Annotated in this window: 11 protein-coding genes; 2 read left to right on the top strand and 9 right to left on the bottom strand. The window is 67.5% G+C overall.

Annotated elements, in window-relative coordinates:
• Positions 1-41: 41 nt before the first annotated feature.
• Positions 42-905, top strand: a complete 864-nt coding sequence (locus CFP71_RS13060; RefSeq protein WP_093934122.1) for a LysR family transcriptional regulator — start codon at positions 42-44, stop codon at positions 903-905.
• Between the two features lie 47 nt (positions 906-952).
• Here CFP71_RS13060 and CFP71_RS44905 read toward each other — a convergent pair whose 3' ends face one another.
• The 7 genes from CFP71_RS44905 to CFP71_RS13025 all read right to left on the bottom strand — a co-directional run bounded on the left by CFP71_RS44905 (position 953) and on the right by CFP71_RS13025 (position 21,551).
• A complete protein-coding gene (locus CFP71_RS44905) occupies positions 953-2,434 on the bottom strand; it encodes a pentapeptide repeat-containing protein (RefSeq protein WP_093934121.1) in 1,482 nt (493 codons plus the stop codon).
• A gap of 137 nt (positions 2,435-2,571) precedes the next feature.
• Entirely contained in the window at positions 2,572-3,462 is an 891-nt protein-coding gene (locus tag CFP71_RS13050; protein ID WP_093934120.1) for an aminoglycoside phosphotransferase family protein, read from the bottom strand.
• Positions 3,463-3,602: 140 nt separating this feature from the next.
• Positions 3,603-12,056, bottom strand: a complete 8,454-nt coding sequence (locus CFP71_RS13045; RefSeq protein ID WP_244199655.1) for a SpvB/TcaC N-terminal domain-containing protein — start codon at positions 12,054-12,056, stop codon at positions 3,603-3,605.
• 815 nt (positions 12,057-12,871) lie between these two features.
• A complete protein-coding gene (locus CFP71_RS13040; RefSeq protein ID WP_244199654.1) occupies positions 12,872-17,461 on the bottom strand; it encodes an RHS repeat-associated core domain-containing protein in 4,590 nt (1,529 codons plus the stop codon).
• Between the two features lie 253 nt (positions 17,462-17,714).
• The gene (locus CFP71_RS13035; protein WP_093934118.1) at positions 17,715-18,674 is read right to left on the bottom strand and encodes an aldo/keto reductase; all 960 of its coding nucleotides are present in this window, start codon (positions 18,672-18,674) and stop codon (positions 17,715-17,717) included.
• 138 nt (positions 18,675-18,812) lie between these two features.
• Positions 18,813-20,276 (bottom strand): RHS repeat-associated core domain-containing protein, encoded by a 1,464-nt coding sequence (locus CFP71_RS13030; protein ID WP_244199653.1) that lies wholly within the window; start codon positions 20,274-20,276, stop codon positions 18,813-18,815.
• Positions 20,277-20,336: 60 nt separating this feature from the next.
• Complete coding sequence (locus CFP71_RS13025) at positions 20,337-21,551, bottom strand: M50 family metallopeptidase (RefSeq protein WP_093934116.1); 1,215 nt, start codon at positions 21,549-21,551, stop codon at positions 20,337-20,339.
• Between the two features lie 399 nt (positions 21,552-21,950).
• Between CFP71_RS13025 and CFP71_RS13020 the strand changes: the two genes are divergently transcribed.
• Positions 21,951-22,766, top strand: a complete 816-nt coding sequence (locus CFP71_RS13020) for an alpha/beta hydrolase family protein (RefSeq protein WP_208635943.1) — start codon at positions 21,951-21,953, stop codon at positions 22,764-22,766.
• Between the two features lie 8 nt (positions 22,767-22,774).
• Here CFP71_RS13020 and CFP71_RS44130 read toward each other — a convergent pair whose 3' ends face one another.
• Both CFP71_RS44130 and ccrA read right to left on the bottom strand, forming a co-directional pair.
• Entirely contained in the window at positions 22,775-23,560 is a 786-nt protein-coding gene (locus tag CFP71_RS44130) for a tryptophan 2,3-dioxygenase family protein (protein WP_167406102.1), read from the bottom strand.
• Positions 23,561-23,583: 23 nt separating this feature from the next.
• On the bottom strand, positions 23,584-24,906 hold the full coding sequence (gene ccrA, locus CFP71_RS13010) for a crotonyl-CoA carboxylase/reductase (protein ID WP_093934115.1): 1,323 nt from the start codon (positions 24,904-24,906) through the stop codon (positions 23,584-23,586).
• Positions 24,907-24,917: the final 11 nt, after the last annotated feature.

The following is a 24,917-nucleotide window of genomic DNA, read 5'->3' as shown; positions in this document are numbered from 1 at the left end:
CCTGGTAGACGGTCGTGCACTGACAGTGGTACTCCGGAGTAGTGATCGATCCGGTGCTGCTGCGCACTTTTCTCGCCGTGGCCGAGGCGGGCGGGTTCTCCGAAGCCGCCCGCCGGCTGGATCTCGGGCAGTCGACGGTGAGCCAGCATGTCCGCCGTCTCGAGACGGCGCTCGGCAGCGTGCTGTTCGAGCGCGACACGCACAGCGTGCGGCTCACCGGCGATGGCGAGACGATGACCGGATTCGCCCGTGGCATCCTCGACCAGCAGGACCGCGCACTGCGATATTTCTCCCGGCCGGGCCCACGCGGACGGGTCCGGTTCGGGGTGTGCGAGGACTTCCTGCTCGGCCACGCCGCGGACGTCCTCGGCCGGTTCCGCAGCGCGCATCCGGGGATCGACCTCGAACTGTCGGTCGAGCTGAGCGAGGTGCTGCACTCCCGGCTCGCCGACGGAGACCTCGACCTGGTGCTCGCCAAGCGCGACTCCGGACAGGGCGTGCGACGGGATCCGCTCGTGTGGGTGAGCTCGCCCGGACTGGACCTGATCCCGGGCGAGCCAGTGCCGCTGGTCCTCTACCCGGAGCCGAGCGTCACCCGGGCCCGCGCGCTGAACGCGTTGCGCCGTAACGGTGTCCAGTGGCGGATCGGCTGCGTCAGCGAACGGCTCAACGGCCTACGGGCCGGGCTCGAAGCAGGACTCGGCGTCGGCCTGTTCGCGGCGTCCGTGGTCCCGGACGGGCTGGTCCCGGTCAGCGGGTTGCCCGATCCGGGATCGGTGACGTTCGTGCTGAGCCACCGGGGAACGGCACGGGGATCGACGGCGGCGTTGGCGGACACGATCCTGTCGGCCCAATGGAGTCGATCGCCGCTCACGTTCCGGCAGCCACCGCTTCCGCAGCGATAGCCGAAGTGGGCCGGAAGACCTCCCGAAAACACCTTCACCAGCGTCAGTCAGCCCTGGCTGGTGGGGACATCGCCTGTTCTGGAGAGGCCAGCGAGGCTAAAGGCCTTGTCATCGACCCTCGAGTCGTCAAACGAGCATTCACCGCTGAAGGTCGCCTCATCGAACTCGGGGATACCGGAGAAGGTCGCCTTGTCGAACCAAGCGTCACCGGTGAAGGTCGCCTCGCCGAACCGGGTGTCACCGTTGAAGGTCACCCTGTCGAACCGGGCATCGCCGGAGAAGGTCGCTTCGCCGAACCAGGCGTCACCAGTGAAGGTCGCCTCGCCGAACCGGGCGTCACCAGTGAAGGTCACCTTGCTGAACCAGGCGTCGCCGATGAAGGTCGCTTCGCCGAACCAGGCGGCATAGGAAAAGGACGCCTGGCTGAACAGAACGTCACCGATGAAGGTGGCCTGACCGAATAGAGCGTCATCAGTGAAGGTCACCCTGCCGAAGTAGGCATCGCCGGTGAAGGTCGTCCCGCCGAACCAGGCAGCTCCGGTGAAGGTTGCTTCGTCGAACCGGGCGTCACCGGTGAAGGTCGCTTCATCGAACCGGGCGTCGCTGGTGAAGGTCGCCCTGCCGAACCGGGCAGTGCCGGAGAAGATCGCTTTGCGGAAAGTGCTGGTGCCGACCCGGGCGCCGGTCAAGGCGAAGTCGATGAGCTGGGCGCCGGTGAGGTCGAGGTCCAACGCACCCCAGTAAGCGGTGTCACGGATGGGGTCGAGGTGATCGTGGAGGAGGCGTTGAGCGGTGAGCCGCACTTCGCGTTCCTGTACGCGCTCGCGATAGTTGTCACTTCTCTCGGTACCGGCGTCATCGTCATGGTCTGACTCGGCTGGAGGATCGTAGGGCATGCGGAGGTAGGCGCAGAGGACGTTGACGATGGTCTGACGCTGGGTTTCGTTGTCCTGGGCGAGGCGTTCGAGGGCGTAGAGGCCACCGAGCCGGACCGGGGCCTTGTCGGACCCGAGTTGTTCGACGGCCTTCGTGTACAACTCGGTGATCCGGCGGGCGGCGGCATCGACGTGGGCCTCGTTGGCGACGCGTTCCTGGTATGCCTGAGTGGCGGCGGCGACGGCCTGTTGGTGGGCGAGGACTTCGTATTGCTGGGCGAGGACGCGTTCGCGGTTGTCGAGGTCGGCTTCGGTGGAGTGCTGGCGGCGCCACGCCAGGTAAAGGGCGACCACACCGCCGCTGCCGACACCGACGCTGAGCCCGATCTTCAGCGCGTCGAGACGGGTCTTCACCAGGTCCGCACCGACGAGTCCGGCACCGGCGGTGGCCGGCCACCACAGCACAGTCACCACGCCCGCGGTCAGCACGGTGATCACGATCGCGGTGGTCCACATCGCGGCCCGGGTCAGCTCCGGCAGCCGCTTCACCGAAGACGGTGCCGGACCCGGCGCTGAGGAGGTGCTCGCGGCTGCCGGCCGCGCGTCGTCGGTCATGTCGAGGACGTCGCGGAAACCGGCCAGGACGTTGCACACCCACTGGCACCTTCGGAATTCCGGCCCTCACACGAGCCGCCGACGGGTAGGAGAAGCCGGAATGCCCCCCGAGCACCCAACCAGCCGAGGAGTACTGCCGCGCGGTCCTTAAACAAGCAGGTTCAACGAAGCGTGCGTCAAACACCCTTCAGAACACGATCGAGTGCGGCCCGACCCGCAGGCCCCCAGTGAGGCTTCCCGCCAGGAAGTCCCCGATCTCCGTTCTGCCCCATGAGCATCAGGAAGAGGCTCTTCATCGCGGCCAACCCGCGGGCCCGCCGGATCGTCGCCTCGTCCGCATGCGCGTACGTGTCAAAGAATCGTGAGGCCGTGCCCGCGGGGAGCAGTACCCATGCGGCGGCGAGGTCCCACGCTGGATCACCGGCGAACAGGTCACCGAAGTCGACGATGCCCGACAACGTTCCGTCCGAGACGACCACGTTGGCGGGATGGAGGTCGCCGTGCACCCACACCGGCGGGCCCTCCCACGCCTCGGCCGCAACGGCGTCGTCCCAGACGGCCCGGACGTCGGCAGCGATGTCGTCAGGAGCAACGGCCTGGAAGAAGTTCTCGAAGCCGCCTGTGCAGTCCTTTGGATGGGCACCGCGGTCTTTAGCGATCGGCGCCTCGGCGGGCGCCGCCACATGGAGCGCCCGGAGGAAACCCGCCAGCGTGTCGGCCGCGTGGGCGCCGCGGTTGATCGAGCCGTGGTCTCCCGGCTCACCAGGAACCCACGTCATCACGGTCCAGTGCTTGGGGAAGCGCTCGGACGGTTCGCCGAACCGCACCGGGGTCGGCACCGGCAGCGGCAAGCGCGGGGCCAACACGGGTAGCCACCGCCGCTCCTTGAACTGGAGCTCCGGGGTGGAATCCATGCGCTGCATGCGCACTGCCAACTCGTTCCCGAGACGCCACATCTGGTTGCCCCAGCCGCCCGCCACCTCACGGATGGCCAGCCCAGCAAGGTCTGGATGTTGCTCCCGCAGCAGGTCGCGGACCAGGTCTCCAGTGATCTCGATCTCGGTCATACGACGTCACAGTACTGAGACGGCAGGCAGAGCGGCTCGACCGCCGGACCGGCGCACAAGCCGAAGGGTGGGTCGGCGAGATCGAAGACATCGACATGACCGTCACTCAAAGGACTCCTTCACGGCAACCTGGTCAAGAATCACGAAGGCGGGACATGGAAGGTTCGCGGGCTGGACCTTCCGATGACATCGAAGTTCTGTGCCCACCCGGCGCGATGCAGATCATTCAGATCGGATGCCTGCCGCCACGGGCGCCAGCCGGTCGATTCCCAGTTGTAGTAGTCGTAGATGCTCACCTGATAGGTGATGTCGTAGCCACCGTCGGCGGTCGGCGTCACGACACCGCTGATCTGGAAGTCGAACGTACCGAGCGCGGCATACCAGTCCGGGTTGGACTTGTAGTCCGCTCGATAGTTGTTCGAGTAGCCGGTTTCGAAGGCAAAGGACTCTCGATGACCGGACGGGAATCCACTCCATACCTGCATCGCCGTCCTGAGGGCGACACCCTCGACTTCGCTTTGGAACCCGTCGATCTGTTTCAGCATCTTGTCGACATTGACGGTGTACTGACTCCCGGAATTGCCGAGGAAGTGCACCAGCATGTCCGCCGCGATCACCATCCCCGCATCACTGGCCGCCCCCGCGCCCAGCAACGCTTGCGCCCTGAGCGTCTGCAGCGTCGATTTCTCCACCAGGCTGGGCTTCCACGTGTCGTAGTTCTTCGGCCCCGATCCGTCCTTGTTGGCTTTCTCGTGGTTCTCGGCCGTCGGCGGTGGCGGCGGCGACGGAATCGCCGGTCGAGGTTCCCTGCCATCGGGGTCGGTCAAGATCACCGGGTTGTTGTGGGTGTAGCTGTACACGGCGAGGTTCCGTGAATCGGTGATACCTCCCGCGGTCTTCGATCCGGCCATGAATTCGGCGAGGGCGGGATCGGTGCCTGCCCAGAGTTGTGTTCTGGGGTTGTAGTAGCGGGCGCCGTGATAGTAGAGGCCGGTCTCGTCGTCCAGTTCCTTGCCGGTGAACTTGTACGGAGTCCCACCGCGCCCGGCTTGTTCCTCCACCCAGGTTTCCCCGAACGGCATGTACTCGAGATGTTCGGTGACGGTGCCCAGGTTGTCGGTGACGTAGCCGGACGAGCCGAGATGGTCGGCGTGGAAGAAGGACTGGGCGTTCTCGACACCCTCGGCCGCGACGGTCTTCGTGGCGAGGCGATTGTCGCCGATGAAGATGTGCTTGTAGCCGGTCCCGTTCCGTTCGCTGTAGCCACGGTTGGGATAGAGGGATTGACCGTCACCGTTCTTGATCACGCGTTCACCGGCCGCGTCGTAGGTGTAGGTGACGGCCGCACCGGTGCAGCCCGCCGGTGTCTGAGGAACCGCCGTGGTGGCGTCGTCGGAGTTGCAGGCGAGGCGGTTTTCCTCGTCCCACACGTACTGACGTCGTTTGCCGCCCGCCGCGGTGTTCACCGTGTCGGTGAGATTGCCGTTCGCGTCGTAGGCCTGGGTGATCGGGCCGACCTTGCTCGGCGCGTGCGGTTTCCCGCTCCCGTAGTCGTACCGGTAGTCGTAGCTGGTCTTGTCCTGGACCTCGGCCGGGTTGGCCGGATCCTCGACCGGCTCGATCGGGCCGGACCACGTCGGGCCCGACGCAGGGCTTCCCCCGCCGCCCCCGACCGGCGACGCCGCGCCCTGGTTCGACGATGCCTTCTCCACCCCGGCCGGAGCGAGGGTTCCGGTTATCTCGTGGTGCTGGGTCTTGGTGGTGGTGTTGTGGACGGAGTCATAACCCAGCGCCAGTGAGTACTTGTCCTGTTGGTTGTTCTTGGTGGTGTACTGGCCATTGGCGCTGGTCAGCCGGTAGAGGTCGTCATAGCCGTAGGTCTGGCTGCTGGGCCCGCCGATCGTTCCGTTCCCCGGCACCTCGTTGGCCAGCTTCGTGATGTTGCCGACCTTGTCGTAGGTGTAGCCGAGATTCTGGAATTCGGTGCCGCCCGGCGCTTTCGACTTCAGGGTGGCGAGCCTGCGGTCGGCCTGGTCGTAGGTGTAGGTCGTGCGTACCCCGTTACCGGCCTCCTGCACGACCTTCTGGCCGAACTTGTCGTAGTCGAGCCGGTTGAGATACGTGTAGCCGGTCCCGTTCTTGGTGCCGGTGGCGCGAACGACTTGACCGCCGCTGTCGTAGGTGTAGGTGAGGACCTCGGTGTCCGGATAGGTCATTTGCAGGACACGGTTGAACGCGTCGAAGCGCCACTGGGTGGTGTAAGCGCGGTCCGCCTGCCCGGCGATCTTGATGGTGCGGGTCTCGCGGACGGTCTCCCCGAGCGGGCCGAAACCGCGCGTGACGGTACCCGCGGCGTCGCGGATTTCGGTGACCCGACCCGCGGCGTTGTCGGGGGCGCCCGGTCCGCCGTAGGTGTAGGTGACGTTGTTGGCCGGGAAGGTCGGATATCGGACCGCCTTGAGGCGATTCTGGTCGTAGTCGTACTCGACCTGTTTGGCCGCCGCAGTCAGGCTCGCGGTGACCTTCGCCGTCGTGTTCCCCGCCAGGTCGTAGCGGGTCTCGGTGCGACCGGCGTCAGGGCTGTCCAGGACGGTGCGGCGGCCGAGGGTGTCGTACTCGGACCGAGTGGTGTTGTTCTTGTCGTCCACCACGGTGGTGAGCCGGCCGAGCGGATCGTGGCCGTAACCGGTCCAGATGACCGGCTGCCCACCCGCCGGATTGAACTCCTTCACCGCGGTCGTCAGTTCGCGGACGTCCTGGTAGGTGCGCTTCTGTTTGCCGTTGCCGTCGGTGACGGTCGTCTCGAACCGGGTCGTTCCGGCCCTGTCGGGGCCGAATCCGTAGGTCGCGGTGCTGGTGACCTCGTCCGGCTCGACCGTCTTGACCGGCCGGTCGAGCGCGTCGAACGACACGCGCGTCGGCGCCACCGTGTCGAAGGCGGCGTTGAAGGTGCTGTTGTCGCCGGCCTTGGGTTCGGTGACCGGGTGGTACTGCTCCACCACCCGCCCGGCGAAGTCGAACTTGACGCGCCCGGACACGGTCATGACCTGTTCCGGCTCGTCACCGGGCTTCTCCGCGACGGTGGCGTCCTTCTTCGTCTGCAGGAGACGCTTGAGGCCGTCGGCGAAGGTCACGGTGTCGATGGTGTCCTCGCGCACGCCTGCGGCGTCGCGGTCGAGGTGCCGGGTGGTGGCGTAGGGAACGGCGGCTTCGGGGTGGTAGTCGAAGTCGATCGTGGCCTTGCCGGACCCGATCTCGTACGGCCCGGTGACGGTGTCGAGCCGTCCGACACTGTCGTAGCCGCGCAGTACCAGTTGGCCGTTCTGGTCGGTGGTGCGCTCCGGCTGACCGTACTTGAGGTTGTGCGTCGTGCTCGATCGCAGTCCGAAACTGTCCACGATGGACTCGATGTGGACGCCGACGACTGTGTCGTAGCCGTACTCCAGCCGATAGCGCTGACCGGACCGGTTGGCGGGATTGGTGACCGATTTCAGGTTCCCGTCCGGGTAGTACTCCATGTCGGTGTCGGCCGAAACGCTGTCGGTGAGGTACTGGCGGATCTGCCGCATCGCCCCGGATCCGCAGTCCACTGTGGATTCACTGTGCCGGGAGGCCGCGTCGCCGACCGTACCTCGCTGCTTGACCAGGTTGACGACACCGACGATGTTGCGGTCCCGGCAAGCCGGATCGGACGCGCTGTAGCCGTAGGTGGTTTCCACGTCGTCGGCGGCGCCGACATCGGCCGCGTCGAACGACCGGATCAGGTTGCCGTACTCGTCGTAGGACATCTCGACCCGCGTGGACTTACCGGGTTCGGCGGCGCCTTCATAGAAGTGCTTGTCCACTTTGGTCAGTTGCGGGAACACACTGGCCGATTTCGCCGCTCCCCCATCGGCGGCGTCGCGGAGCTGATAGGTGTTGACGGTTTCGGTGAGTGGCCGTCCGGCGCCGTCCGCGGTCAGGGTGCGGGCGAGCAGCCCGACCGTGTACGGGCCGTCGGTGCGGTATTCGTCGGTGGTCGAGCGATAGAGCGCGTCGGCCGCACCAGGGTCGCGCTGCTCGGTGACGACCTTGCCGAAGCCGCGGAATTCGCGTTCGAGCCGGTCGTACTCGCCGTTTTCGTAGCGGTAGGTGGTGAGCTGGGTGTCGGCTCCGTCGCCGGGATGGCCGTCGGACACCGTGGTACGGGACAGGACCCAGCGGGATTCGGGCATGGCCTGGGTGTTGCCGGTGCGGGTGTAGTCAAGGTCGACGCGCCCGCCCATCGGCCTTGTCATCGAGCGGAGCAGGTTGGTGCGGCCGGTCTGGTTGGACGCGACGAGCAATTCGTTGTCGCGGGTGGATTTGACGTGGTCCGCCAGCCCGTCGCCGTTGACGTCACGGAGGCCGATCTCGCTACGGCCGATGCCGGTGGAGGCGTCGGCGCCGGGGTTGAACACCAGGAAACCACCGAAGGGCATCGGGAAGCCGAAGGTGAAGTAGGCGCCGCCGGCGAGGTTGGCGTTCTTGTCGACCGCGACCTCGCTGAACCCGCCGCGGAACGGCACGGGCGCCGCGAAACCGCTACCGGTGTTGACCGCCACGGAGATCGGCTGCCCGGCGTCGCCGGCGAACACGCGGTCGGCCAGGCCGTCCCCGTTGACGTCGGCCAGGCCGGCCTTGGTCGTCGTCGCGCCCAGCGTCGCCGACACGCCGCCCGCGAAGCCGTAGTTGTCGAGGTTGACCCCGAGGTTGACTCCGACGTTCCCGGTCTGGGCTGTGTTGACCGCGCCCGCGGGCCACGGCTCCGGGTCAGCGAACGAGTAGCCCAGATTCAGCGCGACCTTGCCGTCGGCGTGGACCTTGTCGGGCAGGCCGTCACCGTTGATGTCGAGCAGATCCCGCACCGTCGCCGACTCACCACCGCCGACGCTGCCACCGATTCCCAGCGCGGGCATTTCCAACCCCGCCCTGGCTGTGGTCGAAGCGGCGTCCGCTTCGGGCGCGTCGGTACCGCGAGCGGTACCCATCGTCCGCGCGGGGCTACCCGCCCCCGCGGACGCCGACACCGCGACCGAGTTCGTGTCACGCACTGTCCCGTTCAGCGACCCCCGGGTCCCACCGAGGCCACCCGTCATGTCGGAGTACTGGATGCCGCTGCTTCCCACGACATCGGGAAATCTGTCCCCGTTGAGGTCGAGGAAGTCGACACCACCGGCGGTGATACCGCCCGCCAGGCTGCCGCCGACCGGGCCGACGCCGAGCGTGGTGGAGACCTGCACGGTCATCCCCCGGCGTGGCACACCCTTCGCCCCGGCCACATCGGCGTCGGAGACGACGTCGATGGTGTCCATGCCGTACCGGGAACTGGCGGTGGTGCCGGGCCCGACCCAGGTGTTCTCGTCCGCGCCCGCCCATCTGCCCTCGGCGGGCATCGGCACGAGCACCGCGAGCCTGGGCATGGTCACCTTCGGATCCGCCTTGAACCCGGGCACGTCCTCCTCTTTGGGCGCCTTGGGCAGCGAGTCACGGAAGCTCTCGTCCAGCACCAGATCGCTTTCCACGATCGGCTTGGCCGCCCGGTCACCTTGCGCCTGATAGCCGATCACCCCCCACCCGCGGTAGGGCTGGGCGAACGCGCCCGGCTTCGCGGACGCGGACACCGTGGCGGACACCTGCGGCAGGAAGAACGGATTGAAACCGACCATCGCCGACGCGCTGATCAGCGTGGGCGCCTTCTCTTCTTGGGAGGCGAAGTCGAAGAACAGCTCATCGCCCTGAGTGACCTGCACCGTCATCCGCGGCGGCGTCGGCTTGGGAGTCAGTCCGCCGGGGATCTCGATGACCTGCTTGCCCAGCAGCTGCCCGCCGCGCTTCTTGATCGTGAACACGAACGTGTGGTTGTCCTTGTCCATTACGATCGGGTTGATGAAAGGCTGCACGAACAGTTGACCGGTCTGGCCCGCCGTCCAGGCCTTCTGTGGTGTGGAGCCATTCGACACCGGATACATGTCGAGGTCGTACGGCGGGTTGATCACGATCGTCGGCTTGCCGTTCTCGTCGACAACGGTCTCCACTCCTTCCGCCTGGGTGTAGTGCGCCTGAGGCACCCACTTCAGCGCGCTCGGGTCGATCGCGGAATCAGCCCGCAAACGCCACGACAAACTGTCCTTCGCCGTCACCGGAACGCTCACGTCGATCGGGGTGGTACCGGTCGAGGCGGCGGGCAACTTCTTGTTGACTACGTCCTTGCCGTTGCGGGTGATCACCACGCTCAGGTCGTCGGAGGTCACCTTGTCCTTGACCACGTCACCGGTCAGCTTCAAGGTTCCGGTCACCGGCGCGGTGACCTGGGACTGCCGCCCGGACAGGGTGAAGTCCTTGGACGCGGAGAACACGGAGTTGCTCAACCCGTTGACATCGACACTCGCGCTGCCGGCATAGGTGATCGTCGGATCCCATGCCACGGTGTCGTACATCCCGTCCAAAATGGACTGGGTGCGGAAGTAGATCGCCTCTCCCTTGCGCACCGCGATCGCGCTGACACCTGTCGGCGCGAACTCCAGGTAATCGTCCGGCCCGATCCGCTGGGCCCACAACTCGGTGCCCTTGTGCTGGATCGTCACGCGCACCCCGTCGGCCTTCTGATAGGCGGCGCGCTGCGGCGACGTGTCTTTCTCCAACCGAACCCGCCCGTCGATGCGCACTGTCCCGTCGAACGGCGCGACCCACCGGCGCACGCTGTCCAGCAACGGCGCGGTGTCCACCGCCCGGTCGAACGCCGCCCGCTGGTCGCCGACGAACTCCCCCGACGCCACTCCCCCGGACACCGGGACCGAGGTCCGCTTGCTGTCCTCGCTGTAGGCGGGCTGACCTTTCGCGTCCAGATAGCCGAACAACACACCGCCGTTGTTGACCAGGTCGGTGATCCCGTCGCCGTTGACATCGGAGAAGTAGCGATCCGATGTGGTGATCGTGGAGACCAGATCCAGCTGCGCCGCGGCCCCGGCGAAGGCCTCCACGCCGATCGTGCCGGACAACGTCGACTCCGAAGAGATGGCGGGGAGCCCCGGCAGCTTGAGCGCGGTGTCGCCGAAGCGTGGTTGCCCGCCCGGTGTGGCCAGATTCGGCCGGTACCAGACCTCGCCGCCCTTGCGGAACACCTTGTCCGGCAGGTTATCGCCGTTGACGTCGGCCAGCGCGAGCAGCCCGTCGGCGACACCGGCGTTGGCGCCGATCTTCACCCCGGCCGAGCCCGATTTGATCGGCGCGACCGGGTTGTAGCCCGTGTACAGATGCCCGCCCGCGCTCACCGACGTACTCGCCGACAACGCGGACGCCTCCCCCTCGCGTACGTTCACCCCGAGGTCGTCGTCGGCGACCGCCCATTTCGCGCCCTCGGCGAATCCGCGGTAATTACCGTCCTTGTCGCGGACGTCATCGAAGTAGTCCATGGAGTGCGTGGTGAAAAGGCGGTTGTCCGCACCGAACTGCGAGATCGACGCGAGCAGCGTCTTGGCGAACGCACCGGTCCGGTAATTCAGCTCGTAGGCGCGGACCAGTTGGTCGTCCAGCTTCACCTCGACCCGTCGCAGCAGGTCAGCGGTCACCTTCTTGAAGCCGCCGCGGGCGTCGATCTGCACGTCCGCGCGGCGCGGCTCGCCACGGTCCCTGTCGCGCAGGAACGTCACCGAGTATCTGCCTTCGGCGTCGCCATGGCCTGTGTAGGTGATCCGTTGCGGATACATGTTGCCGCCCGGCACCTTCGCTTCGGCGGTCCCACCGTCGTTCACCTTGGCGTGGCGGTAGCGCATGACATTGTCGTGGGTGTCACGGATCTCGCGTACCGCCCAGGTGGCGACGCGGCCCGCCTTGTCGGTCAGCGTCGTGTCGGCCGTCCCGCCGAACAGCATGCGGGTGCCCGCCTTGTCGGTGACCTCCCACCAGTAACCGGCCGGATTGTCTCCATGGCGCACGATCCGATCGAACCGGCTTTCCACCCGGGCGTGGAACACCTTCTCCGCCGTCCGCTTCTGTAGCTCGCCCCGATGGGCGACGGGGGTGAGCTGCGCACCGTTCAGGAGGTAGGTCTCGGTCTCCAGGCCGGCGTCGTACCGCGGCACTCCCCAGCGGGTGTCCACCGTGATGGACGGCAGGGCGACGTCCCATCCGACACCCAGCCAGCCGTTCGCACCTCCGGAGCCGTACTTCACCTCCAGCTTCGGCTCCAGGCCCGCTCTCCCCTTGGGCACCTCCAGGGGATACGACAAGCGGGCATCGCCCATGGCGTTCGCCGACGGCGGCCCGATCAGGTTCACCCCGGCCCCCGGATCAGCCGCTTTGATGTCCTTGATCTGATTCGGATCGAAGGCCGTCCCCTCCGGATGCTCCGGAGTCGTCAACGCCCCGTTCTCACCCGAGACCCGCACCGAGGCGGGCGGCCCCGCGCTCGGAACCGCCATCGCCACCAACGCCAGGAACAACGCGACCACCATCGCCTTGTGGCGATGACGAACAGGACGAGCCCACGCGAAGGCAAACATGCCCTCGACCCCCTTTGGAATCAGGAAATCGGCTTCCGAGTCCGGCGAAGAACAGAGATTTCTGTCGCGCACGGAATAGAGCGGTGACGCATTCGGCCGAACTGCTCCATTCGGATCAGCTGTGATTCCTGCGAAAAGACGAGAGATTCGACCTCGGATGAGGCTATCGGCTGTCCATGAAATTCTGATGAAACGCCCGTCATCGTCCTGCATTGGGAACAAGGAAGGCAGGCTGTCCGATCAGTTGGGGAAAAACCGTCCGGTTCGGTGCGCCTGACGCGGGCACGACTGGGCGGGCTACGACTCATTGAGGAGAGGGGCAAACGTGTCGTGTTCGCAAGCGAGCCGTGCCGGACCGAGGGCTCCCTTCGCCGCGTCCGATGCGCTGAAGGGAGGCTTCAGTGTCGCGGATCCGAATCGGCCACCCTCCGACCGTCCACCAGGACGCTCCCCCAGTGATCGAATGTCCGATTGATGCCCATGTGCACGCTTTGCGAAGGCGGTCGTGAGTGGCAAAGCGGGTTCTAACCCTCTTTGCCACTCACGACCCCCGCCAAAACTGCACATCTAGCCATCAATCGGACATCAGGAAGCCATAGGGCGTCCTCTGTGGACACTCAGGAACGACTGCCGCCCGCAGCCCGGCCCAGAAGCACGCCACAAAGGGCACCTCCGACCTCGGATCCAGCGAAGGGTCCTTCGCCGCAAGAGGCCCAGTCACGCCACATTTGACTTACCCCTCAATAGATCCGGGATGCTTGTTCGCCAGTTCTCTCGCCGGACTGGGAAGTGAGCGCCGACCTCGTCGACCAGATGGTCGACGAGGTCGTCCCGCGCCATCGACTGAATCCCGTCGGCATCCGAGCTGCCGACCGGACTCTCGTTCGTCATGTCGGATTCGCGGGAAGAGGGAAGATGAATCCGGTCTGCCCGGTCCCCTCGCCCAGGTATTCGGGCCCGACCACCTGCGCACCATGCTGGTTCCACAATGTCGTGCCACAAGGCGTACACACGGGCCTACTCGCGCCGCCGGCTATCGGCGTCCATCCCTGATTCCGGATGACGGCCATCCCGTTCATCTCGGCGTGCCGATCGACTCCACCGGGTACGCGAACCAGCAGATCGCCGGGCTGAGCGGCTCCTCGCTGCGCTTTGGTGAAATCGTCTCCGCCATTCTGCGTGACAACATTGAATTCGTTGCCCTGACTGTCGCGCACCCTGATCACGGACACCGTGTTGTATTCGCCGGTTCGCGGATTGAGCATGCGGTGGTAATAGGAGGCCCGGTCGCCGAGATCGGCGGCGAGCTGTTCCTGGCACGGGGTGAGCCCGAGCGGGTCCAGCCAGGTGTGCGGGTTGGGCACGTACTGATGGGGGTTGGCTCCCCCTCGCAGGCCGATCGGGTCGGCGCTGCCGTATCGGGCGGACTCGGGATCGTAGTGGCGCAGGACGTTGTAGTTGAAGCCGGTTTCCGGGTCGTGGTACTGGCCGGGGAAACGCAACGGGGTGCCGGTTCCCGCGCCGCCCCGGCTCAACGCCGTGGCACCCCAGAGCGTCGTGCGGTGGAACCAGGCCACGTCGCCTCGGTCGTCCACCAGCTCGGTCGGCGTGCCCACCAGATCGGTGATGATCGAATAGAACCGTTCGTCGATCCATTGCTGCGGCGCGTGGCGCAGCGGTGATCGCTCGGTCTGGGTCAGTGGGCGGCCGGTGTCCGGTTCGCAGTTCCACACCGTGACACGGGCGTCCCCCGGACCGGTGCCGACCGTGTGCGCCTGTTCGGCCAGTACGAGCCCGTCCCAGGCGAATTCGATCTGCTCCAGCACCCCGGAACCGTCGGGAGTGAGCCGCTGCTTGGCGATCCGGCGGCCGAGCGCGTCGTAACGGTAACGCCAGCGGGTGCCATCAGGGGTGAGCACCTCGGAAAGGCAGTCGTCGGAGTTCCAGAAGTACCGCCAGGTGTCGGGGCGACGGGACAACCGCTTCCGTTGCCGCAGCACCACCCGGCCCTGGGCGTCGTGCTCATAGCGGACGTTGCCGGCCCGGCGGATCAGTGTGCCACGGTATTCCCGTGCGCCGAATTCCTCGCCGGTCGGCTCGGGAGCGGTCGGCAACGACGCGTGCGCGACGTTTCCCGCGGCGTCGTAGGCATATCGCTCGCTCCAGCCCGAGCCGCTGACAGCCACGACCCGGCCCACTCGATCGAGGTCGAACCGGCGCGGACCGGTGAGCCGATCGTCCATGGCCGTCAGGAAACCGTCCTCGCGGTACCGGTAGGAACGTCGCTGTGTCTCGGTTCCCGTGGCATCGGTGAGTGACTGCGAGCGCAGCCGGTGGCCGCCGTCCCAGGACTGGGCGAGTACCGCCTGGCTGCCCCATTCCCGCCGGGTTTCGTTGCCCGCGCTGTCGTAGGCGAAGCGCAGCGTGCGCCCGGCGGTGTGCAGCGACACCGGCCGGGGACCCGCATCGTAGTCCCACACGCTCTCCGCTCCGGACGGCGTGCGGCGGCGGACCAGCCTGCCGAGCGGATCGTAGACCGAGGCGACGGTCCGGCCGTTGACGGTCTCGGTGAGCACCCGTCCGTCCAGGTCCCGGGTGAAGGTGACACGCGCGTCCGGGTTCGTCGCTTCGATCACGCGGCCCGCCGCGTCGTAGGCGAACGTGGTGACCGCCGCGCCGTTGCGGCGTTCCACGACGCGCCCGAGGACGTCGTAGTGGAACTGCGCGGTCTCCCCCACGCCGTTGACGCGTTCGACCAGCTGCCCGGCCGCGTCGTGCCGGTACGTCAGCACCCGGCCGTTGAAGTCGGTCTCCCGCACCAGATCGCCCGCCACGTTGTATTCGTAGCGCCACACGAGGCCTTGCTGGTTGGTGACGCTGGTCAACCGGAGTTCGGTGTCGTAGCCGTACTCCATGCGGGTGCCGTCGGGACGAGTCTCGGCGGAGGGCAGGTCGGCATGGGTGACCTCGGTGCGATGGATCTGGCCGAGGGCGTCGACATAGGTACGCAGGTTGCCTTCGCCATCGTAGATCCACCGTTGCGTGGTCCCGTCCGGCGAAGTCTCCCAGGCAGGCAGGCCGTCCACGGTCCAGCCGAACCGCGTGGCGGCTCCGGCCGGATCCACCACGGCGGAGACCCGCCCGAATCCGTCCCGCTCGTACCGGGTGACCGCGCCCGAGGGATCGGTGACCGACACCGGCAGTCCGGCGTCGTTGCTCAGGATGGTGCGCACTCCGCCGAGAGGGTCCGTGATCGTGGAGAGGTTCCCCTGCTCGTCGTAGCCATAGCCGCTCGCGCGGCCCGCCGCGTCGATCGTGCGGGTGAGATTGCCGCGCTCGTCGTATTCCTGCCGTGAAACCGTTCCGTCCGCCGCGATCATCGTCACCGGCAGCCCGAGACCGTTGTGCTCCCACCGGGTCTGCGAGCCATCCGGCCGGGTCACCGCCACCACGTTCCCGAACTCGTCGTGCTCGTACCGCACTGTCCGGCCCAGCGGATCGGTCCAGGAGAGCAGCCGGTCGAAGGCGTCCCATTCCGAACGGACCTCGTGCCCTGCCGGGTCGACCTCACGCACGGTCTGGCCCAGTTCGTTGAGGTGGTAGACGGTCTGCTGTCCCAGCGAGTTGGTCCATCGCCGCACCTTGTCCTCGTACGCCATGGTGCCGCTGAGGAATCCGCCGGAACCTTCGGCCCGCACCACCCGCCCCTCGGAGTCGTAGCCGTAGCGGTACCAGGCACCGTTGCGGTCGGTCCAGCCGGTCATCCGGCCGGCGCCGTCGTAGCTGAACCGCAGCGGCGTCCCGGAGGCGTTGGTGACCTCGGCGAGCCGGCCGTGCTCGTAGCCGTACCGCAGTAGCAGCAGGTCGGCACCGTCGTCAGCGCCACACAAGTGCAGGGCGCGGATCATCCCGCCCGCCGACTCGACCCGGATGCGATAGCCCCCGCTGTGCCGGATCTCGGTCGGCACCCCGGCGTCGTCGCGGACGAACTCGACGCGGTGCCCGTTGCGATCGGTGATGGCGCGCAAGGGCAGCACCCCGGTGCCGCCGCCGAAATGCAGCGTCCGGCCCTGCTCCGGCAGGGTGACCGTGTAGCCCTCGCCGGTCAACGCCAGCGGCCGCCGCGGCCCTGCCAGCGGCAGGGATTGCGGCATCGGATGCGGGTAGAACAGGAGCGTGCCGTCATCGCCGGCGAACGACACCCCTTCCCCGTCGACCTCCAGCCGTTGGTCCACAGTGGACGCCCAGTTCGGGCCGAACGACCAGCCCGCCCGGTAGGAGGACAGGTGCACGCGGCGCAGCACCAGCGGCAGCGCCGCGGCCAGTTCGACGTCGGTCTGCGCGAGCACCACGTCACCGGCGGCCACGTCGATCGGGTCACCGCAGGTGTTCTTGTTCTTGTCGGGTACCCCGTCCTGCCGCGGACCGCGGCTGTTCCCCCGGACACCCGGCCCCGCACCCGAAGCGGAGGTCGAATTGTTCCCGCCGGAAGGGCCACGACCCGGTGGCGGCGCCCCGCCCGGCCCGTGTGTGCCGCCCTGGTCCGTCTCGCCATGCGGCCGCGAACCGCCGCCGCTGTTCCCACCACCGGTCCCGGCATTGTTCGTCGATCCCGGACCAGCGCTGGAGGTCGTGGTCGAGTCCCCGGACGAGTTGCCGTCCTTGCCCGGCGATCCCTTCGAGGAGTTGATGTCCTTCGGTTTGGGTGGGGCCTTGGGCTTGCCGCCCCTGAGGCTCTTCAACGCCTTCCCGGCGTCATCGAAGAGCGTCCCGGCCTTCTTCAGCAACGGCACCAACGCCTTGAGTGCCTTCACCAGCTTCGTAGTGACGCTCGCGATCTTCGACGCCGTCTTCGCCACCGCGGCCACCACCTGCGGCACCACCCACGTCATCCCGATCCCGAGTGTGAACACCACCTGCAATGCCCACGAGATCAGATGCCCGACCAGTTCGGCGATGATGTCGCGGACCAGCGTGCGGACCGCCGCCACCACCTCGCCCGCGGTCTTCACCCCGCTGGCCGCGCCCTCGGAACCCTTCTGCGCGCTGGCGATCAGGGTCGCGGTGTTCTCGGCCTGCTTGCGGTACGCGTCCGCCGAGTCACCCTTCCAGCTCTGCAGATCCTTCTCGACCAGATCCACCAGCTCCGCGGAGACGCTCTCCAGCTCCTTGGCGATGTTGGTCCAGGTCTCCGACTGCGCCGCGATCTCGTCCGCGTTGCCCGTCAGCGCGTTCAGCGCCTCCTTCAGCGGGCCGACATGCTCGATCAACCAGCCGACCCCGGCGGCGAAGACCGCGCCGATCGGGTCCATCGCCATCGTCAGGGCGTCCAGGGCGGTCCCCACCGCGCCCATCGCCACACCGGCCCAGTCCTTGCTCTCGATGGCCGTCTTCAGCTCCGTCGCGCCCTCCAGCAACGGAATACCGGACACCGCCGTCGTCGAGTCCTTCACCGGCGCGACCAACGGATTACTCACGAGATCCTGCTCACTTCCCAGTCGGTATTGTGTACAGCCCGATCAGCGGCGACACGACAACGTCACCGTGAATCCCTCCTGCTTCACTCTCCCAGCTCAGCACACCGGGTCACCGGCACACCACCCACCGCGCGGTCGCTCCTGACCGGGCCATTCCCGATATAAGGCGACATTTGCCGACCTCGGTCGCCAGGGGAACTCGACCCGAAAGGGCAACAGATTGGAACCTGTGCCTCCTGACCGCGGGCACCGGTCAGGAGGAAGCGGAGGTGAGCGTGCGCAACTCGGCGTCCGAGAGGTGCAGGTCCTGGGCTGCGAGCAGAGCGGGCAACTGCTCGACAGTGCGCGCGGAGGCGATCGGCGCGGTCACCGTCGGCTGCTGCCCGAGCCAGGCCAGCGCCACGGTGGCCATCTCCACCCCGCGGGCGGTGGCGACCTGGGCCACGGCGTCGAGCACCCGCGCGCCGCGTTCGGTGTCCGCGTAGCCGCCTGCCAGTCCGGGCACGTTGCGCACGTTCTCGACGGTCTGGCCCGGACGATACTTGCCGGTGAGAAAACCCGATGCGAGCGCGAAGTACGGCACGCACGCCAGCCCCTCGCGCTGCACGATCTCGCGTCGCGCGCCTTCGTAGGTGTCGCGCGAGACGAGGTTGTACTGCGGCTGGAGCGCCACGTAGCGGGCGGTGCCCGCGCGGTCGGCGAAGGCCAGTGACGCGGCGAGCCGTTCGGGGCTGATGTTGGAAGCGCCGATGGCGCGCACCTTGCCCGCCTGCACGAGTTCGTCCAGTGCGCCGATGATGTCGTCGACCGGAATGGATTCGTCGTGGTCGAAGTGGGTGTAGTAGAGGTCGATGTGGTCGGTGCGCAGCCGCCGCAGCGACTCCTCGGCGGCGGCCTTGATGGTGGCGGGCGCGAGGCCGAAGTAGTTCGGGTGGTCGCCCACCTTGGTCGCCAGGACAACGTCGTCGCGATTGCCGCGATCGGCGAGCCAGTCGCCGATGATGGTCTCGGACTGGCCTGGTTCGTTGCCCTGTTCAGGAAAGTAGTTCATGTACGAGTCAGAGGTGTCGACGAAGTTGCCGCCCCCGGCGAAATAGGCGTCCAGCACCGCGAAGGACTGGGCCTGGTCAGCGGTCCAGCCGAAGACATTTCCGCCAAGGCAGAGGGACGAGACGAGAAGGTCGGACGAGCCGAGCCGGCGAAGTTCAGTCACGTCGGCTCAACGAACGTCACGCCCGGGATGGTTTCACCGCGGGCGATCTTTGACCGGACGGGCAACGCACAGTGGCGCTGAGGGCAATGTGCCGCCGGCCGGGAAGTGTCCAGCGGCACCGGTGCGTCCGCGATGCGGCTATCGCGGGTGTTTGTCCAGTTCGTCCAACGCCTGGTTTGCCGTCTTCACGACGTCGGTCGTTCGTTGCTCACACTCAGCCGGGGAACTCGCTGGTGCCGGCGTCCAGGTTCGGACCGTACAGCGCGGACTTGATGGTCTCGCGCAGGTCATCGAGCGTGGTCTGGCGAGGCCCTCTTCGATCCAGTGGTTGACCACCGGCGGAACGTGTTCGTAGGTCAGGTTCTTGCGGCCTTCCGAGTCGTAGTAGGGAATCTCCCGGCGGGTGGCGTCCCGCCAGGTCAGCTGATCGTGCGGGATCCGCTCGCCGGTCACCGGGTCGCGCGGCGTGCCGCCCTGCGCCCGGCCCTCGTCGGTCCACTTCGCGGCCATCTCGTCGTGTGCCTGCTGCGTGTAACTTTTCGGGTATTCGGTGCTCCGGTTGTGCACGTGATCGGCGGGCGGCAGGGCCGGATCGCGGGCGAACCGGCCGCTCGCCGGGTCCTGGTATCCGGCCAGGCCGAGCGGGTCGGCCACGGCCAGCGGGTTGGCGACGTAGGTGTAGTGGTTGGCCGACGGGGACAGGCCGAGCGGGTCCGGCGACAGGTAGCGCGCGGTGTACGGGTCGTAGTAGCGGTGCACGTTGTAGTGCAGGCCGGTCTCCGCGTCGTGGTACTGGCCCGGGAAGCGCAGCGGGCAGCTCGTCCCAACCGAAGTGGACACCGCGAGCTGATTGCCCCACAGACCGGTCGTCTGGCACCAGGCCACCTGACCCGCGGCGTCGACCAGTTCGGTCGGAGTGCCGATCAGGTCGGCGATGATCACGTGGAACCGCGTCTCGATGATTTCGGCCGGCGCGTCGGCCAGCCACGAGCGGGAGGTCTGGGCGACCGGTTCGGCACTGCCGGCGCGGTAGTCCCATGCGGTAGCGGTCGTGGTGCCCGCCACCGTGCGCTGCTCCTCGGCGAGCAGCGTGCCGTCCCAGGCGATGGTGATCTCCTCGGCGACCGTGCCGTCCGCGTCGAGCCGCTGCTTGGCCAGCCGTCGCCCGAACGGGTCGTAGACGTAGTGCCAGCGCACCCCTTCCGGCGTGGTCACGGCGACGAGCTGGTGGAGATCGTTCCACTCGTACTCGCGCACCAGCCGCCGCCCCGACAAGGTGCGCTTGACCTGCCGGACCACCCGGCCGGCGGCGTCGTAGTCGTAGGAGACGCGGCCAGCTGCCCGCAGCAGCATCCCGTCCACCTGGCGCGGTCCGGCGACCGCCGGGGTGTCCTCATCGGACGGTTCCGGGCCGGGGTCGGTGGCGACCACGTTGCCGAGCGCGTCGTAGGCGTACCGCTCGGACCAGGTGCTCGCCCGCACGCCGGTGACCCGGCCGCCGGGGGTCAGTTCGTAGACCCGGTCGCCGCGCAGCCGGTCGTCGATCGCGGTCACCTGGCCGTCCGCGCGGTAGCGGAAGGTGCGCTGCTGCACCGCGCGCACCTGGCCCTGCGTACCGGGCGACGCCGCCGCGGAGAACAGCGCCTGGCCGGTGAGCCTCCGTTACGGCAAACGGATCGGGTTGACGATGTCGGCGGCCACGGTGAGCAGGGTGATCCCGCCGCCGATGACCACGAGCACGAGCGTGACCGCGGAGAGCTTCGTGTAGTCGACCGGACCGGCCGCGACTTTGCCCCGCACCTTGCGGAACCAGTCGCGGATCCGCTCGTACCAGACGACCGCGATATGCCCACCGTCCATCGGCAGCAGCGGCAGCAGATTGAACATGCCCATGAAGAAGTTCAAGCTCGCCAGCAGGAGCAGAAAGATCTCCCACAGGCCGCGTTCGACCGCCTCCCCACCGATCCGGCTGGCGCCGAGCACGCTGACCGGGGTGTTCGGGTCGCGCTCAGCACCGAAGATGGACTCCACCACGGCGGGCATCCGCGACGGGAACTCGACGATCCGCTGCCAGGTCTCCGTGAACATCGTGCCGGTGAAGCTCAGGGTCCCGCCGACCGCGTCAATCGGGCCGTAGCCGATCAGGCTCGGCTGGCTGGCGGCCGAGGCGCCGATCATCCCGACGTCCTTCACCTTCCCGTCGGTGGCCAGCCGTTGCACCTTGGGGATGTCGACGGTCAGCGTCAGGGTCTGCCCGTTGCGCAGGATTTGGAAGGCCGTGGGCCCGCTGGACGCTTGGACGGTGCTGAGCATGTCGGACCAGGTCGGCGTCGGCTTCCCGCCGACCGAGAGCACCTTGTCCCCCGCCAGCAGCCCGGCCGCGGCCGCGGGCTTCGGGTCGCCCGGCGCGCAGGTGGGGTTACTGGCCTGGTCGGCGGTGACGGCCGATCGCGCGCACGAAGTCGTGGCGATCACCGGGTCGGTCGACGGGTTCGTGTTGGGCAGGCCCATCGTGACGGCCATCAGGTACAGCACCACGAAGCCGAGGATGAAGTGGGTGATCGACCCGGCGGACATCACGACCGTGCGCTTCCAGGTCTTGAAGCGCCACATGGCCTTGGGTGACTCCTCCGGGGTGACCTCGTCGAGCGCTGTCATCCCGGCGATATCGCAGAACCCGCCGAGCGGAATCCACTTGAGACCGTATTCGACGCCGCCACGCCGAAAGGAGAACACCGTGGGCCCGTACCCCACGAAGAACCGGCGGACCTTCATTCCGAATGCCCGCGCGGTAACCATGTGGCCCGCTTCGTGCAGCGCCACGGAGAGACAGATCCCCAGCGCGAACAGAGCCACACCGCCGATGTAAGCGAGCACCCGCTACTTCCCCTTACCGATCATCAGATCCGGCACGTTCACGAGCCCGCTGCTCAGCCACCGGAACATCCTCGACGTCGCCTGGTTCACGACGTTATACGTCGTGAGGCTTCCACCAACTCGGATACAGTATCCACGTCGAAGTGAAGCTGGTGTTCTGCGACGGAAAGCCGACATCGGCATTTCATTACGCCGCCCGCGGCGCGAGAAGCTCTTGTCCGGCCGACGACGGTTGGCTACGGTTGCCAAGCAGCCGGAAACACACCGGCGCCCTGGGGAAAACGTCACTGGGAAACTCACGGTAGCCCCGTTTCCGCGGATCCATCTGCTTGTGACGGTTCCTGGCGACCGTATACAACGGATACTCGACGACCGGCGCCGGGCAGGGGGATTTCGCCGATGGGTCTCGCCGAGGTTCTGGGCAGGACGGCCCGCCGATCCGACAGCACATTGCGCTACGGCGAAGGCATCGAACACGTTGTCGAGCTGTGGTGGCCAGATTCCGGTCCGGTAACGAGCACGGTAGTGGTCCTCCACGGCGGATTCTGGGCAGCCGAATACGATCGGGCCCACATCCGTCCACTGTGCGCGGAACTGGCGCGTCACGGCCATCTCACCGCGGCACTGGAATATCATCGTGTCGGCCAGGACCGCGGCGGCTGGCCGGGGACGTTCGCCGACATCGCCAACGGCCTCGACGCGCTGCCTGCGCTCACCGGCGGGCTCGTCAAGGGTGATCGCACGGTGCTGCTGGGCCATTCCGCGGGTGGACACCTCGCGCTGTGGGCGGCATCGCGGCACCGGCTCCCTCCTGGTAGCCCCGGGCGTGACGGAACTCTTTTGCGTGCCAAGGGAGTCGTCTCGCTCGCGGGGGTCTGCGACCTCGCCGAGGCCTATCGGCTCGACCTGGACGGCGGTGCCGTGGGCCGCCTTCTCGGTGTAGGACCGGCGAGCTTTCCCGATCGCTATCACGCGGCGGATCCGGCTCGGCTCCTTCCCCTCGACGCGCGCTGCGTGCTGATACATGGCGACAAGGACGACCGTGTCCCGCTCGAAATCAGCGAGCGTTTCCACCGTCTGGCGACCGCCCACGGCGACGACGTCACGCTGACGCGGCTCGCCGGCGCCGACCACTTCGAACTCATCGACCCGGACGCACCGGCGTTCGCGGCGGTCCTCGACGCACTCAGGACGGTACTGGCACACGACCGGTGAGGACGGTCTCAGGCACCGCCTTTCATCGTGAGCCGATGCCGGACATCCCACAGGAATGGGAAGAACCGCAGGGACAACCGCCTCTGCAGGTAGCGGGCCGAGGCCCCGCCGGTGCCCCTTGTGTCCTGCCCGATGATCCGCTCCACCAGCACCAGATGCTCATGGCGCCAGGCCAGCCACAGCCGGTCGTACTCCAGCAACGCCTCTCCCAGGAGGAAAAGCGCGCCGTGGTCGTCCGGCGCGGCGTAGACGGCGCCCCAGTCCGCCGCCTCGCCCGCGATCTCGGCGAGGCCAGGCTCGGCCAACGCCTCGAGAACCCGCGCCGGCAGGCTGCCGCCGTGTGCGGCCCGCAGGCCGTCCAGGTAATCGGGGTCCCGCAGTCCGCTGAGGACCTCGATCACCCGGAACTGGACGGACTGGAACCCGCTCGCCGTGCCGAGGAAACTCCGGAACTCCAGGAACGCCTTCGGATTCAGATGCCCCAGTGTGCCTAGCTGCGCCGTCTGCGCGGCGAGGATCGCGTTGATCCGGCCGAGCCCGGCCACCGCCCTTGTCCACGCCGCACGGCCGAGATCGGCTTTGAACCTGGCGAGCTCGTGGACGACGACCTTGAACCACAGTTCGATCGCCTGGTGCGTGACGATGAAGTGGAGCTCGTCGGGATGCTCCGGCACACTGAGCGGTCGTTGCAGCCGCAGCAGGCCGTCGATGGCGAGGTAACCGTCGTAGCTCGGCGAATCGCGGCCGGCCCGTGCCGGGTCGTCCGTCGCCGGTGGACTTTGGATCGAATGCACGAAACCCGTCCCCCTCGCGGAACTCAGTACTTGCGGAACAAACCGATTCGCTGCTCGCCGACCCGTGCCCGCAGCGCGTGGTCCTCCACGCCGAGGCCGTCGCTCGGCGCCAGGCAGCGGATGCCGACCTTGCCGACGTGCTTGCCGAGCTGGACGGCCCTGGTCGCCTCGCCCGCCTCGGTGAGCGGATAGGTGACCGACAGCGTCGGCACGATCATTCCCAGGCGCAGTAACCGGTTGGCCTCGTGTGCCTCGGCCATGTTCGCGCCGTGGCTGCCGACGATGCGCTTCACCTTCATCCACAGGTAGCGGTTGTCGTAGTCGTGCTGGTATCCGCTACTGGACCCGCAGGTCACGACGCTGCCGCCGCGCCGCGCGAGGTAGACCGACGCGCCGAAGGTCTCCTGGCCGGTGTGCTCGAACACGATGTGCGGGTCCTCGCCGACGAGCCGTCGGATCGTCTCGCCCATCCGCCGCAGCACCTTCGGGCTCTTGAGCCCGCCCGGCGAGTTCATGAACTCCTGCCGGTTGATGACCGCTTCGCAGCCGAGGTCGCGCATGAGTTCGGCGCGTTCCTCGGAACCGACCATGGCGACCGGGATCCCGCCGCCGTTCTTGACCATCTGCACCGCGTAGCCGCCCAGCCCGCCCGCGGCGCCCCAGATGAGCACGACATCGCCTTGTTTCATCCGCGCGCCGTTGGGGCTGACCAGCATCCGGTACACCGTCATCCCGCACAGCATGTTGGCCGCGGATTCCTCCCACGTCAGATGCTCGGGCTTGGGCAGCAGCTGATTCGCCTTCACCACGGCGAAATCAGCCATCCCGCCGAAGTTCGTCTCGTAGCCCCAGGCGAGGATGTCGTCGGCGACCATGCCGTCACCGGAGCCGGAGGTCACCTGACCGCTGGCGTAGGTCGGGCTGACGACCACGCGATCCCCCGGCCCCCAGTGCTCGACCGCCGAGCCCACCCGTACGACCACCCCCGACGCGTCGGACCCGATCACCTGCTCGGGGAGGTCGTGCCGCGCGGCGCGGGGGCCCTGCCTGCCGATGCGTTCGAGGAAGGCGAACGTCGGGACCGGTTTGAACGTGGCCGACCAGACGGTGTTGAAGTTGACCGCCGAGGCCATCACCGCGACCAGCGCCTCGTCGGGCGCCAGCTCGGGCATCGCGACCTCGCCGACGTGGATGGAGCGGCGGACGTCGGGATCGGTCTCGTCGTCGCCGAACATGCCGACGTCCTGTTTGCGGATATAGGCCGCCCGGTAGCGGTCCGGGAGCGGGAGCCCGGCGAGCCGTTCGCCGGGCGCGCCTGCCAGTACCGCATCGATGAGCTCGGACATGGGACACCTCC

The sequence above is a fragment of the Amycolatopsis thailandensis genome, assembly GCF_002234405.1.
Classification (GTDB): domain Bacteria; phylum Actinomycetota; class Actinomycetes; order Mycobacteriales; family Pseudonocardiaceae; genus Amycolatopsis; species Amycolatopsis thailandensis.
This window is presented reverse-complemented; position numbering and strand designations above follow the sequence as displayed.